At 61.1% G+C, this 14,488-nt stretch carries 10 protein-coding genes; all 10 read left to right on the forward strand.

The genetic code is table 11. The features are described from left to right. Positions 1–125 precede the first annotated feature (125 nt). The 10 genes from gluQRS (at position 126) to acs (ending at position 14,469) form a co-directional block, all read left to right on the forward strand. On the forward strand, positions 126–1,013 hold the full coding sequence (gene gluQRS / locus N8H71_RS26880) for a tRNA glutamyl-Q(34) synthetase GluQRS (protein ID WP_262196319.1): 888 nt from the start codon (positions 126–128) through the stop codon (positions 1,011–1,013). A gap of 77 nt (positions 1,014–1,090) precedes the next feature. Then, entirely contained in the window at positions 1,091–1,267 is a 177-nt protein-coding gene (locus tag N8H71_RS26885; protein WP_003176118.1) for a hypothetical protein, read from the forward strand. Then, positions 1,251–4,205, forward strand: a complete 2,955-nt coding sequence (locus tag N8H71_RS26890) for a sensor histidine kinase (protein WP_007959612.1) — start codon at positions 1,251–1,253, stop codon at positions 4,203–4,205. The genes N8H71_RS26885 and N8H71_RS26890 overlap by 17 nt, the downstream gene beginning before the upstream one ends. Before the next feature lie 22 nt (positions 4,206–4,227). After that, on the forward strand, positions 4,228–5,664 hold the full coding sequence (locus N8H71_RS26895; protein ID WP_011335968.1) for a sigma-54-dependent transcriptional regulator: 1,437 nt from the start codon (positions 4,228–4,230) through the stop codon (positions 5,662–5,664). Positions 5,665–6,398: 734 nt separating this feature from the next. Beyond that, positions 6,399–7,799: a polynucleotide adenylyltransferase PcnB gene (locus tag N8H71_RS26900; protein WP_007959609.1), complete on the forward strand. Its 1,401-nt coding sequence runs from the start codon at positions 6,399–6,401 to the stop codon at positions 7,797–7,799. 3 nt (positions 7,800–7,802) lie between these two features. Further along, positions 7,803–8,288, forward strand: a complete 486-nt coding sequence (folK, locus tag N8H71_RS26905; RefSeq protein ID WP_262196321.1) for a 2-amino-4-hydroxy-6-hydroxymethyldihydropteridine diphosphokinase — start codon at positions 7,803–7,805, stop codon at positions 8,286–8,288. Positions 8,289–8,668: 380 nt separating this feature from the next. After that, the gene (gene panB / locus N8H71_RS26910; RefSeq protein WP_262196323.1) at positions 8,669–9,469 is read left to right on the forward strand and encodes a 3-methyl-2-oxobutanoate hydroxymethyltransferase; all 801 of its coding nucleotides are present in this window, start codon (positions 8,669–8,671) and stop codon (positions 9,467–9,469) included. Beyond that, the gene (gene panC / locus N8H71_RS26915) at positions 9,466–10,326 is read left to right on the forward strand and encodes a pantoate--beta-alanine ligase (protein ID WP_262196325.1); all 861 of its coding nucleotides are present in this window, start codon (positions 9,466–9,468) and stop codon (positions 10,324–10,326) included. Before panB ends, panC begins: the two co-directional genes overlap by 4 nt. Before the next feature lie 348 nt (positions 10,327–10,674). Then, complete coding sequence (pgi, locus tag N8H71_RS26920) at positions 10,675–12,339, forward strand: glucose-6-phosphate isomerase (RefSeq protein WP_262196326.1); 1,665 nt, start codon at positions 10,675–10,677, stop codon at positions 12,337–12,339. Positions 12,340–12,531: 192 nt separating this feature from the next. Further along, positions 12,532–14,469 (forward strand): acetate--CoA ligase, encoded by a 1,938-nt coding sequence (gene acs, locus N8H71_RS26925; protein ID WP_262196328.1) that lies wholly within the window; start codon positions 12,532–12,534, stop codon positions 14,467–14,469. The last annotated feature ends 19 nt before the right edge of the window (positions 14,470–14,488 follow it).

The following is a 14,488-nucleotide window of genomic DNA, read 5'->3' on the forward strand; positions in this document are numbered from 1 at the left end:
GGAGCGAGCCTGCTCGCGATAGCCGTATTACATTCAACTTTACTATTGACTGGTCTATTGCTATCGCGAGCAGGCTCGCCTCCACCGGTTTGCATGCCAAATTCCGAAACAGTGACAACACTTCCATGACTACCCCCGCCTACATTGGCCGCTTTGCCCCGACTCCCAGCGGGCACCTGCACTTCGGTTCGCTGGTCGCCGCCCTGGCCTCTTATCTGGACGCACGCTCGGTGGGTGGCCGCTGGCTGGTGCGCATGGAAGATCTCGATCCGCCCCGTGAAGAGCCGGGCGCGCAAGCGGCGATTCTCAAGGCACTGGAAAGCTATGGCTTCGAATGGGACGGCGAAATGGTCCGCCAGAGCGACCGGCACGAAGCCTATGCCCAAGTGCTCGACAGCCTGTTCAATCACGGCCTCGCGTATGCCTGCACCTGTTCGCGCAAACAACTGGAGCCGTACCACGGCATTTACCCGGGACTGTGCCGCAACGCCGGCCATGGTCAGGAAGACGCAGCGATTCGCCTGCGCGTGCCGGAGCTCGAATACCATTTCATCGACCGGGTGCAGGGCGAATACCGTCAGCATCTGGGCCGCGACGTGGGTGACTTCGTGATCCGCCGCCGCGACGGCCTCTACGCCTACCAACTGGCGGTGGTGCTGGACGACGCCTGGCAGGGCATCACCGACATCGTGCGCGGCGCCGATCTGCTCGACTCGACGCCGCGCCAGCTCTATCTGCAAGAACTGCTGGGACTGCGCCAGCCGCGTTATCTGCATCTGCCGCTGATTACCCAGCCCGACGGCAACAAGCTCGGCAAGTCCTACCGCTCGCCACCGCTGGAAGCCGATCAGGCCACACCACTGCTGCTGCGGGCCTTGCGCGCATTGGGGCAAAACCCTGGGCCCGAACTGGCCCACGCCTCGCCGCAAGAACTGTTGAACTGGGGCAGCGCCCACTGGGATGCCTTGAAAATCCCGCGCACACTGACCCTGCCCGAAGCGCAACTGCTGTGACGACACTTGCAGTGGCGCGCCCATCCGTTACCATCGCCGCACGTTTTCGGGCACGCGCATAAAAAAGAGAGGCCGGGATGTACATCTATCGCTTGGTCCTGCTTCTGGTCGTGGGGATCTACCTGTTTTCTCCCGCCATCATGGATTGGTGGATCGACGCTACGGGCGCCTGGTATCGCCCTTATCTGCTCTGGCTGATCCTGATTGTCGTGACCTTCATCCTGCAGAGCCAAAAAGATGCCGATGAGCTTTAGCCTGACCCAGATGCTGCTGATTAGCGCCGCCTACCTGGCCGCGCTGTTCGGGGTGGCATGGATCAGTGAACGGGGCATGATCCCGCGGGCGATCATTCGCCATCCGTTGACCTACACCCTGTCGCTGGGGGTCTACGCCAGTGCATGGGCGTTCTACGGCACGGTCGGTCTGGCGTATCAGTACGGCTACGGTTTTCTGTCCAGTTATCTCGGGGTATCCGGCGCCTTTCTGCTGGCGCCGGTGCTGCTGTATCCGATTCTGAAGATCACCCGCACTTATCAACTGTCTTCGCTGGCGGACTTGTTTGCCTTCCGCTTTCGCAGCACCTGGGCCGGTGCGCTGACAACGATATTCATGCTGATCGGCGTATTGCCGTTGCTGGCGTTGCAGATCCAGGCGGTGGCCGACTCCATCGGCATCCTCACCGGCGAACCGGTGCAGAATCGCGTGGCCCTGGCGTTCTGCGCACTGATCATCCTGTTCACGATCTTCTTCGGTTCCCGTCATATCGCCACCCGTGAAAAACACGAAGGGCTGGTGTTCGCGATTGCCTTCGAGTCGGTGATCAAACTGGCGGCCCTCGGCGGTGTCGGCCTCTACGCCTTGTACGGCGTATTCGACGGCCCGCAACAGCTTGAACTGTGGCTGCTGCAGAACCAGACCGCCCTCGCCGCCCTGCACACCCCGTTGCAGGAAGGCCCGTGGCGCACGTTGCTGCTGGTGTTCTTTGCGTCGGCGATCGTGATGCCGCACATGTATCACATGACCTTCACCGAAAACCTCAACCCGCGCTCGCTGGTCAGCGCGAGCTGGGGGCTGCCGCTGTTCCTGCTGTTGATGAGCCTGGCAGTGCCGCTGATTCTCTGGGCCGGCCTGAAACTCGGCGCCACCACCAATCCGGAATACTTCACCCTCGGTATCGGCATCGCCGCCAACAGCAAGTCGCTGGCGTTGCTGGCCTATGTCGGCGGTCTGTCGGCGGCCAGCGGCCTGATCATCGTCACCACGCTGGCGCTGTCGGGCATGGCCTTGAACCATCTGGTGCTGCCGCTCTATCAGCCACCGGCCGAGGGCAATATTTATCGCTGGTTGAAATGGACCCGCCGGGCGCTGATCGTCGCGATCATCATGGCCGGTTTCTGCTTCTACCTGATGCTCGGCGCCGAGCAGGATCTGGCCAACCTCGGCATCGTTGCCTTCGTTGCGACCCTGCAATTCCTACCGGGTGTGCTGTCGGTACTGTACTGGCCGACCGCCAATCGCCGCGGCTTTATCGCCGGTCTGCTGGCGGGGATTGTGGTGTGGGTCGTGACCATGCTCTTGCCGCTGGTCGGCAATCTGCAGGGCTTCTATATTCCGCTGCTGAACATGATCTACGTGCTGGACGACACCAGCTGGCACATGGCGGCCATCGCCTCGCTGGCGGCAAACGTCCTGATGTTCACGCTGATTTCGCTGTTCACCAATGCCAGCCCGGAAGAGGCCAGCGCCGCCGAAGCCTGCGCGGTGGACAACGTACGACGCCCGCAACGCCGCGAATTGCACGCCGCCTCCCCGCAGGAATTCGCCACTCAGTTGGCCAAGCCGCTGGGCGCCAAGGCTGCGCAGAAGGAAGTTGAACAGGCCCTGCGCGACCTTTATTTGCCGTTCGACGAACGCCGCCCCTATGCCTTGCGCCGACTGCGTGACCGGATCGAAGCCAACCTCTCTGGCCTGATGGGTCCGAGCGTCGCCCAGGACATGGTGGAAACCTTCCTGCCGTACAAGGCCGGCGGCGAAAACTACGTCACCGAAGACATTCACTTCATCGAAAGCCGCCTCGAGGATTACCACTCGCGCCTGACCGGTCTGGCGGCCGAACTCGATGCCCTGCGCCGCTACCACCGCCAGACCCTGCAGGAACTGCCGATGGGCGTCTGCTCACTGGCCAAGGATCAGGAAATCCTGATGTGGAACAAGGCCATGGAAGAGCTGACCGGGATTGCTGCGCAACGGGTGGTGGGCTCGCGCCTGAGCACCATCGCCAATCCGTGGAAAGATCTGTTGCAAGGCTTCATCCACCTGCCCGACGAACACTTGCACAAACAACACCTGGCCCTCGACGGCCAGACCCGCTGGCTGAACCTGCACAAAGCAGCCATCGACGAACCGCTGGCACCGGGCAATAGCGGCCTGGTGCTGCTGGTGGAAGACCTGACCGAAACCCAGATGCTCGAAGACAAACTGGTGCATTCCGAGCGCCTGGCCAGCATCGGCCGACTCGCGGCGGGTGTTGCTCACGAAATCGGCAACCCGATCACCGGCATCGCCTGCCTCGCGCAAAACCTGCGGGAAGAACGCGAAGAGGATGGTGAGCTGACGGAAATCAGCGGCCAGATCCTAGAACAGACCAAACGCGTGTCACGCATCGTCCAGTCGCTGATGAGTTTCGCCCACGCCGGCAGCCATCAGCACAGCGACGAGCCCGTCTGTCTGGCGGAAGTCGCCCAGGACGCCATCGGCCTGCTGGCCCTCAACCGACGCAATTTCGAAGTCCAGTTCTACAACCTGTGCGATCCCGATCACTGGGTCGAAGGCGACCCGCAGCGGCTCGCCCAGGTACTGATCAATCTGCTCTCCAACGCCCGTGATGCCTCGCCTGCCGGCAGTGCGGTGCGGGTCAAGAGCGAAGCCGGCGAACACACGGTCGATCTGATCGTCGAAGACGAAGGCAGCGGTATTCCGTCGAGCATCATGGACCGATTGTTCGAACCCTTCTTCACCACCAAGGATCCTGGCGAAGGCACCGGTCTGGGCCTTGCACTGGTCTATTCCATCGTTGAAGAGCATTATGGACAAATCACCATCGACAGCCCGGCTGATGTTCAGAGCCAGCGCGGCACCCGTATCCGGGTGACATTGCCGCGCCATGTCGAAGCGACGTCCGCTGTGAACTGAGACCGTCGAGAGTATCGAATCAATGCCGCACATTTTGATCGTCGAAGACGAAACCATTATCCGCTCCGCCTTGCGCCGCCTGCTGGAACGCAACCAGTACCAGGTCAGCGAAGCCGGTTCAGTGCAGGAAGCACAAGAACGCTTCAGTATTCCCACTTTCGATCTGATCGTTAGCGACCTGCGTCTGCCGGGCGCTCCGGGCACCGAGCTGATCAAGCTCGGCCAGGGCACGCCGGTGCTGATCATGACCAGCTACGCCAGCCTGCGCTCTGCGGTCGACTCGATGAAAATGGGCGCGGTGGATTACATCGCCAAGCCTTTCGACCACGATGAAATGCTTCAGGCTGTCGCGCGGATCCTGCGTGATCGCCAGTCGGCGCCTGCCGCCGGCGAAGCAGCTCCGGCCAAATCGGCCAATGGCAGCGGCAAATCCGCCATCGACAACAGCAATGGCGAAATCGGCATCATCGGCTCGTGTCCGCCGATGCAGGATCTTTACGGCAAGATTCGTAAAGTCGCCCCGACCGATTCCAACGTGCTGATCCAGGGCGAGTCCGGCACCGGTAAAGAACTGGTGGCCCGCGCCCTGCACAACCTGTCGAAACGCGCCAAGGCACCGATGATCTCGGTGAACTGCGCAGCCATCCCGGAAAGCCTGATCGAGTCCGAACTGTTCGGCCACGAGAAAGGTGCGTTCACTGGCGCCAGCGCAGGTCGCGCGGGTCTGGTGGAAGCGGCGGACGGCGGCACGCTGTTTCTCGACGAGATCGGCGAATTGCCACTGGAAGCCCAGGCTCGCCTGCTGCGCGTGTTACAGGAAGGCGAGATTCGCCGGGTTGGCTCGGTCCAGTCGCAGAAGGTCGATGTCCGGTTGATTGCTGCGACCCACCGGGACCTCAAGAGCCTGGCGAAAATCGGCCAGTTCCGTGAGGACTTGTACTACCGCCTCCACGTGATCGCGTTGAAACTGCCAGCCCTGCGCGAGCGTGGCGCCGACGTCAACGAAATCGCCAATGCGTTCCTCGCTCGCCAGAGCGCGCGTATCAACCGCACCGACCTGAAATTTGCCGCCGATGCCGAACAGGCGATCCGGCACTATTCCTGGCCGGGTAACGTGCGGGAGTTGGAAAACGCCGTCGAGCGCGCGGTGATTCTGAGCGAAAGCCCGGAAATCTCGGCCGACCTGCTGGGCATCGACATCGAGCTGGGCGATCTGGAGGACGACGAATTCATCGGCCTGCCAGCACAACCGGCCGGTAACGCCAGCAACAGCAGCCACGAGCCGACCGAAGACCTGTCACTGGAAGACTACTTCCAGCATTTCGTGCTCGAGCATCAGGACCACATGACCGAGACCGAACTGGCGCGCAAACTGGGCGTCAGCCGCAAATGCCTGTGGGAGCGCCGTCAACGTCTGGGCATTCCACGGCGCAAGACCGGGGTCGCCAGCGAGAGCTGAACGTTACCTGTCGAGTGTGCGGGTTACCGTTGAAGATGTGAAAAAACTGTTACCTCAGTCTTTTCGCGTAACAGAAGCCGGGGTTATCGGTAACGAAACCCCGGCTTTTTTTCGCCCTGCGAAAACGGTTATATCGACCTAACCCCTTGTTTTATTGGGGTTCGCAAAAGTTGGCACGGCACCTGCTATATGTTTGGTACAAGAACAATAACAAGCAATGCACAAGACAATAAAAATAAGACGAATCGACTCACGCACAATAAAAACAAGACGGCGAGAGGCGCAGCTAACTGATTCTTTTGGAGAGGCGTTGTATTTGGGGCTAGCCCCACGACCAGGCCGAGAACAACAAAAACTGTCTTAAGACAGAGCCTGTACTGGTTGGATCGCAAGATCACTGCAACACAGCGACCAAAGCAATCCGTTTGCTCTTGGCTCCCGATTGGGAGGGTCATGAAGGAAAAGCTTCATGGCGAGGGCACTCAACAAAAACAAGAAGCCCGAATCAATAATAAAAAGAGCACGCAACTACTTCTTGGGGAGCTTCGGCTCCCCTTGTAGTTTCTCCTTCACGGCAAATCCCCCCTTCTGACGCATCTTCACCCCCTCTAGCCTGCGGCTTGCAGCGCAAAACGGCAGCGTCCTACACCATCCCTCGACTAAATGCTAGAATCCCGGCCCATCATGCGGTCATTCTCTGGTATGGCCGAACATTCCTTCAAACAGTGCATCCCATGCTGAAGAAGCTGTTCCAGTCATTCCGAACTCCCCTGCGTCGTACGCAACACATCCGTAGCACGCCTGAAGTCCTCAACAGCGGCCAACATTCGCTGCAGAAGGCGCAATTCAGCCGTTACGCGGTCAACATCGTCGAACGTCTGCAGGGCGCCGGCTACCAGGCCTACCTGGTTGGCGGTTGCGTGCGAGACATGCTGCTGGGCATCACGCCCAAAGACTTCGACGTCGCCACCAGCGCCACCCCCGAGCAGGTTCGCGCCGAATTCCGCAATGCGCGGATCATCGGCCGCCGCTTCAAGCTGGTACATATCCATTTCGGTCGCGAAATCATTGAAGTCGCGACCTTCCGCGCCAATCACCCGCAAAACGAAGACGACGAAGACAGCAACCAGTCTTCGCGCAACGAGAGCGGGCGCATTCTGCGTGACAACGTCTACGGCACCCTGGAAGAAGACGCGCAACGCCGCGACTTCACCATCAACGCCCTGTATTACGATCCGGTCAGCGAGCGCATCCTCGACTACGCCAACGGCGTGCACGACATCCGCAATCACCTGATCCGTCTGATCGGCGACCCGAAGCAGCGTTACCAGGAAGACCCGGTGCGGATGCTGCGGGCCGTGCGTTTCGCCGCCAAGCTCAATTTCGGTATCGAGAAGCACACCGTCCAGCCGATCCGCGAACTGGCGCCGATGCTGCGCGAGATCCCGTCGGCCCGCCTGTTCGAGGAAGTGCTCAAGCTGTTCCTCTCCGGTCATGGCGCCATCACGTTCGAGATGCTGGTCGACCTGCAACTGTTCGCGCCGCTGTTCCCGGCCAGTGCCGATGCACTGGAACACAACCCGGAATACACCCACACGCTGATCAGCGAAGCACTGACCAACACCGACCTGCGGATCAAACAGAACAAACCGGTGACCCCGGCGTTCCTGTTCGCCGCCCTGCTGTGGCCTGCCCTGCCGGCCCGCGTGTTGCGTCTGCAAGAGCGCGGCATGCCGCCGATTCCGGCCATGCAGGAAGGCGCTCACGAACTGATCGCCGAACAGTGCCAGCGCATCGCGATTCCAAAACGTTTCACCATGCCGATCCGCGAGATCTGGGACATGCAGGAACGCCTGCCACGCCGCAGCGGCAAACGCGCCGACCTGCTGCTGGACAATCCGCGCTTCCGCGCCGGCTACGACTTCCTGCTGCTGCGTGAAAGCGCTGGCGAGCAGACTGATGGCCTGGGCGAATGGTGGACCGATTATCAGGACGCCAACGACAGCGAACGTCGCGACATGATCCGTGACCTCAGCGGCAAGGGTGATGACGCCAGTGGCGCTCCGCGCAAGCGTCGTCGCAGCAGCGGTTCCAAGCGCAAACGTGCTGGCGCACCGAGCGCCACGGGCGAATAAGTGATGGAACGCATCTACATCGGCATGGGCAGCAATCTGGCTGACCCGGCCGAACAACTGCGCAGCGCGGTCGACGCGCTGGGGCAATTGCCCGACACCGAACTGGTTGGCGTGTCTGCCTTCTACCAGAGCGACTCGCTGCTACCGGGCCAACCGCGTTACACCAACGCGGTCGCCGCACTCGATAGCGCGCTTGCCCCGCTGGATCTGCTCGATGCCTTGCAGGCGATCGAAAACGATCAGGGCCGCGAACGCCTGGAGCGTTGGGGCCCGCGCACGCTGGATCTGGACATCCTGCTGTTCGGTGATCGCCTGATCGACGAACCGCGCCTGAAAGTCCCGCATTACCACATGCAGGAACGCGCGTTCGTTCTCTATCCCCTGGCCGAACTGGCGCCTGAAGATCTGCGTCTGGCCGATGGCCGTGCTCTTGCCGATCTTCTCGCAGCCTGCCCGTTCGTCGGCCTCGAACGCATTACCTCAAACTGATACCACACCCTGTGGGAGCGAGCTTGCTCGCGAAGGCAATCTGACCGTCAATATCTGCATTGGCTGACTGACCGCTTTCGCGAGCAAGCTCGCTCCCACAGGTTTTTTTGTAGGACGAAAATCCTGTGGATCAGGCCCGTTGGCCCGCTGAATCGCATCAGTAACGCCGGTAACACTCCCCTCGTAACAATGCGGTAACACATGCAATTGACTTCCTGAGGCCTCATCACGACTATAGGCGTCCCGCTGCCGCCAACCCGGCATACAAGGGCGCAATCCAGGCCTTATAAGCACGACAAAAGAGCGTGCGCCTGAATAGATGACGAATCACGCGCGTTACTCGCAGTAGTTTCCAGAGCGCCTGAACGAGGATTTCTTACATGCCAGCCATCACCCTGACCACGCTCCAGAGCCTCAAGCAGAAAGGTGAAAAGATCACCATGCTGACCTGCTATGACGCGACCTTCGCCCACGCCTGCAACGAGGCCGGTGTCGAAGTGCTGCTGGTGGGCGACTCCCTCGGCATGGTCCTGCAGGGTCACGACAGCACCCTGCCGGTGACCACCGCAGAAATGGCCTACCACGTTGCCAGCGTCAAACGCGGCAACTCAGATGCCCTGATCCTGGCCGACCTGCCGTTCATGGCCAACGCCACCCTCGAACAAACCATGACCAACAGCGCCCTGCTCATGCAGGCCGGCGCGCACATGGTCAAAGTCGAAGGCGCCTTGTGGCTGGCGGACTCGATCCGCCTGCTGGCCGAACGCGGTGTTCCGGTCTGCGCCCACATGGGCCTGACCCCGCAAGCCGTGAACATTCTCGGTGGTTATAAAGTGCAGGGGCGCAACGAGAACCAGGCACGCCAGATGCGCGCCGACGCGATCTCGCTGGAGCAGGCCGGTGCAGCCATGCTGCTGCTCGAATGCGTGCCGAGCGAACTGGCGGCTGAAATCAGCCAGGCGGTGAAGATTCCGGTGATCGGTATCGGCGCCGGCAACGCCACCGACGGTCAGGTGCTGGTACTGCACGACATGCTCGGCCTGTCGATCAGCGGCCGCGTACCGAAATTCGTGAAGAACTTCATGCAGGGCCAGGACAGCATCCAGTCCGCGCTGAAGGCTTACGTCAGTGAAGTCAAAGCCACCACTTTCCCCGGGATCGAACACGGATTCTCTGCATGAACACCGTCAAAACCGTACGTGAACTGCGCGCCGCCGTGGCGCGCGCCCGCAGTGAAGGCAAGCGCATCGGCTTCGTGCCGACCATGGGCAACCTGCACAGCGGCCACATCGCGCTGATCACCAAGGCCAAACAGCGAGTGGACTTCGTGGTTGCGAGCATTTTCGTCAACCCGCTGCAGTTCGGCGCCGGCGAAGACCTCGACAAGTACCCGCGCACCCTGGCGGCGGATCAGGAAAAACTGCTGGAAGCCGGGTGTGATCTGCTGTTCGCCCCGACTGTCGAAGAAATGTACCCCGACGGCATGGCCGGTCAGACCCGGGTCAGCGTGCCGCAACTGTCCGAAGGCCTGTGCGGCGCCAGCCGTCCGGGGCACTTCGAAGGCGTGGCAACGGTGGTCAGCAAGCTGTTCAACATGGTTCAGCCGGACCTGGCGATCTTCGGCCAGAAAGACTTCCAGCAACTGGCGGTAATCCGCGCGCTGGTGCACGACCTGAACATGCCGATCCAGATCATCGGCGAGCCGACCGTACGCGCCGCCGACGGGCTGGCGCTGTCGTCGCGCAACGGTTTCCTCAGTGAAGAGCAGCGCGCCGTGGCGCCGGTGGTCTATCGCACCCTGAGCAGCATTGCCGAGTCGATCAAGCAGGGTGAACGCGACTTCCCTGCCCTGATCCAGGCGCAACGCCAGCAACTGGAAGCCGCCGGCCTGCGTCCGGACTACCTGGAGATCCGCCACGCCCTGACCCTGCGTCCGGCGACGGCGGACGATCGTGATCTGGTGATTCTGGTCGCGGCCTTCCTCGGCACCACCCGGTTGATCGACAACCTGCATCTGAATCTCGATACCCCCGCCTGAACACCGGCAAACGCTGTGGGAGCCACCCCGCTTCCACAGCGTCTGCACGCGCTTCCAGACCGTATTGCTGAGCACCTGCCCATCGGGCAAACTGCCGCCGTTCGACTCCACGCGATAAGCAGGGACTTGCTCGCATTACCCGCCGTCTGTCGGCCCCGTCTGTTATCAATGTTAAAAAAGTACCGAAAACAGGTCAGACAAAGCCAAGACAGATCGCGGCGCTGGGTTTACTGTATTCGCCCTGCGCCAAAGTAATCGTGTCGACGCAGTTGCCCCCTCGCCCAAACATGGCGGGGAGGTCTTTTCAGAGTTCAAAAGGCCGTTCAAGTAAAAAGGAAAACCGCAGCGATGGCGTACTACCGCACTCCTCATGACGTTACCGCTCTGCCTGCCTGGCAAGCGTTGAAAGATCACCGCCAGGCCATGCAGGATTTCAGCATGCGCGAAGCGTTCAACGCCGATCCGCAGCGCTTCAATCAGTTCACCCTCAGCAGCTGCGGACTGTTTCTCGACTATTCGAAGAACCTGATCAACGCCGAGACCCGCAACCTGCTGGTGGGCCTGGCCAATGAAGTCGATCTCAAGGGCGCGATCAAAGCGCTTTTCGACGGCGAAATCGTCAACTCCTCCGAAGGCCGCCCGGCGCTGCACACCGCCCTGCGTCGCCCGGTCGGCGACAAGCTGTCGGTCAACGGCGTCAACGTGATGCCTGAAGTACACAAGGTGCTGAACCAGATCACCGATCTCGTGGGCCGCATCCACGACGGTCTGTGGCGCGGTTACACCGAGAAGCCGATCACCGACGTTGTGAACATCGGCATCGGTGGCTCGTTCCTCGGCCCCGAACTGGTCTCCGAAGCCCTGCTGTCCTACGCCCAGAAAGGCGTGCGTTGCCATTACCTGGCAAACATCGACGGCAGCGAATTCCACGAGCTGACGCAAAAACTGCGCGCCGAGACCACGCTGTTCATCGTTTCGTCGAAATCGTTCAACACCCTCGAAACCCTGAAAAACGCCCAGGCCGCCCGCGCCTGGTACCTGGCTCAGGGTGGTTCCGAAGCCGAGCTGTATCGCCACTTCATCGCCGTATCGAGCAACAACGCGGCAGCCGTGGCCTTCGGTATCCGCGAAGAAAACATCTTCCCGATGTGGGACTGGGTCGGCGGCCGTTACTCGCTGTGGTCGGCCATCGGCCTGCCAATCGCGCTGGCCATCGGCATGTCCAACTTCAAGGAACTGCTGTCCGGTGCCTACACCATGGACCAGCATTTCCAGAGCGCGCCGTTCGAACAGAACATGCCGGTACTGCTGGCCCTGCTCGGCGTGTGGTACGGCAACTTCTGGGGCGCGCAGAGCCACGCGATCCTGCCATACGACCACTACCTGCGTAACATCACCAAGCACTTGCAACAACTGGACATGGAATCCAACGGCAAGAGCGTGCGTCAGGACGGCACCCCGGTGTCGACCGACACTGGACCAGTGATCTGGGGCGGCGTCGGCTGCAACGGTCAGCACGCTTACCACCAGTTGCTGCACCAGGGCACCCAACTGATCCCGGCCGACTTCATTGTGCCGATCGTCAGCTTCAACCCGGTTTCCGACCACCACCAGTGGCTGTACGCCAACTGTCTGTCGCAGAGCCAGGCGCTGATGCTCGGCAAGACCCTGCCGGAAGCCGAAGCGGAACTGCGCGATAAAGGCATGAGCGAAGACCAGGTGCAGAAGATCGCACCGCACAAGGTGATCCCGGGCAACCGTCCGAGCAACACCCTGGTGGTCGAGCGCATCAGCCCGCGTCGTCTCGGCGCACTGGTGGCGATGTACGAACACAAAGTCTTCGTGCAAAGCGTGGTCTGGGGCATCAACGCCTTCGACCAGTGGGGCGTGGAACTAGGCAAGGAACTGGGCAAAGGCGTCTACAACCGCCTGGTCGGCAGCGAAGAAACCGCCGCTGAAGACCCGTCCACCCAAGGCCTGATCAACTACTTCCGCGGCCGTCACCGCGGCTGATTTGATCGCGCTGTAGTAACCCTGTGGGAGCGAGCTTGCTCGCGATTTCGGTTATTCATTCAACATCAACGTTGACTGAAACTCCGCTATCGCGAGCAAGCTCGCTCCCACAGTTGTTTTGCGCGTGACTTGAACCTGTTGACCTCTCGGCGCATCTTTATCCTTGTCGCACAACAAGAATAAGGAACCGTCATGTTCGATATCAGCACGTTCCCCAAAGCCGATGCCGTCCGCCGGGCTGCACAGTTGAGTCAGGACGACTACCAGCGCCTGTACCGCGAATCCATTGAACACCCCAGCACCTTCTGGGCCGAACAGGCCACCCGCTTCCTCGACTGGAGCACGCCGTGGCAGACCGTCCAGCGCTATGACCTGAAGTCCGGCGAAGCCAACTGGTTTGCCGGTGGCAAACTGAACGTCAGCTACAACTGCATCGACCGCCATCTGGAAAAGCGCGGCGATCAGACCGCCATCCTCTGGGAAGGCGACGACCCTGCCGAATCGACGCAAATCACCTACAGCAAACTCCATCACCACGTCTGCCGCCTGGCCAACGTGCTGAAAAGCCGTGGCGTGAAAAAAGGCGACCGGGTGTGCATCTACATGCCGATGATCCCCGAAGCCGCTTACGCGATGCTGGCGTGCGCGCGAATCGGTGCAATTCACTCGGTGGTGTTTGGTGGTTTCTCCCCGGACTCCCTGCGCGACCGCATTCTCGATGCCGACTGCCGCACCGTGATCACGGCCGACGAAGGCGTGCGTGGTGGCAAATTCGTGCCGCTGAAACAGAATGTCGACAAGGCCCTGCAGAATTGCCCGAATGTCAGCACCGTCGTGGTGGTCGAGCGTACCCAGAACAAAGTCGACTGGGTTGATGGTCGAGATCTCTGGTATCACCAGGCGGTGCGCGACGTCAGCGACGATTGCCCGCCGGAACCGATGGACGCCGAAGACCCGCTGTTCATCCTCTACACCTCCGGCAGCACCGGCAAACCCAAAGGCGTGCTGCACACCACCGGCGGTTACCTGCTGCAAGCGGCGATGACCTTCAAGTACGTGCTCGACTACCGCGACGGCGAAGTGTTTTGGTGCACCGCCGATGTCGGCTGGGTCACCGGCCACAGTTACATCGTCTACGGCCCGCTGGCCAACGGCGCCACCACCCTGATCTTCGAAGGCGTGCCGAGCTATCCGAGCACTTCGCGGTTCTGGCAGGTGATCGACAAACACAAGGTCAACATCTTCTACACCGCCCCCACCGCCCTGCGCGCGTTGATGCGCGAAGGCGCCGGGCCCTTGCAGGAAACGTCGCGCGAAAGCCTCAGATTGCTCGGTAGTGTCGGTGAGCCGATCAACCCGGAAGCGTGGGAATGGTATTTCAACGTGGTCGGCGAACAGCGCTGCCCGATTGTCGATACGTGGTGGCAGACCGAGACCGGCGGCATCATGCTCAGCCCGCTGGTCAGCGCCCAGCGGATCAAACCGGGTTGCGCCACCCAACCGATGTTCGGCGTGCAACCGGTGCTGCTCGATGAGCACGGCAAGGAAATCAAAGGCGCCGGCAGTGGCGTGTTGGCGATCAAGTCGAGCTGGCCGGCGCAGATCCGCAGCGTCTACGGCGATCCGCAGCGCATGGTCGACACCTACTTCAAGCCCTACCCCGGCTACTACTTCACCGGCGACGGCGCCCGCCGCGACGAAGACGGCGATTACTGGATCACCGGGCGCATCGATGACGTGATCAATGTCTCCGGCCATCGCATCGGCACCGCCGAGGTGGAAAGTGCGCTGGTGCTGCACGACAGCATCGCCGAGGCCGCCGTGGTCGGTTATCCCCACGACGTCAAAGGTCAGGGGATTTATGCGTTCGTCACACCGATGAATGGCACCGAGCCCAACGATGAACTGAAGAAAGAACTGCTGGCCCACGTCAGCAAGGAAATCGGCAGCTTCGCCAAACCGGACCTGATCCAGTGGGCGCCCGCCCTGCCGAAGACCCGCTCGGGCAAGATCATGCGGCGGATCCTGCGCAAGATCGCCTGCAACGAACTCGACAGCCTCGGCGACACCTCGACGCTGGCAGATCCGAGCGTGGTGCAGGGCTTGATCGATAAACGCTTGAACCAGTAAGGGCGCAAAAGCATCGCGA

The organism is Pseudomonas koreensis, assembly GCF_025447595.1.
In the GTDB taxonomy this organism is placed as follows: Bacteria; Pseudomonadota; Gammaproteobacteria; order Pseudomonadales; family Pseudomonadaceae; genus Aquipseudomonas; species Aquipseudomonas koreensis_H.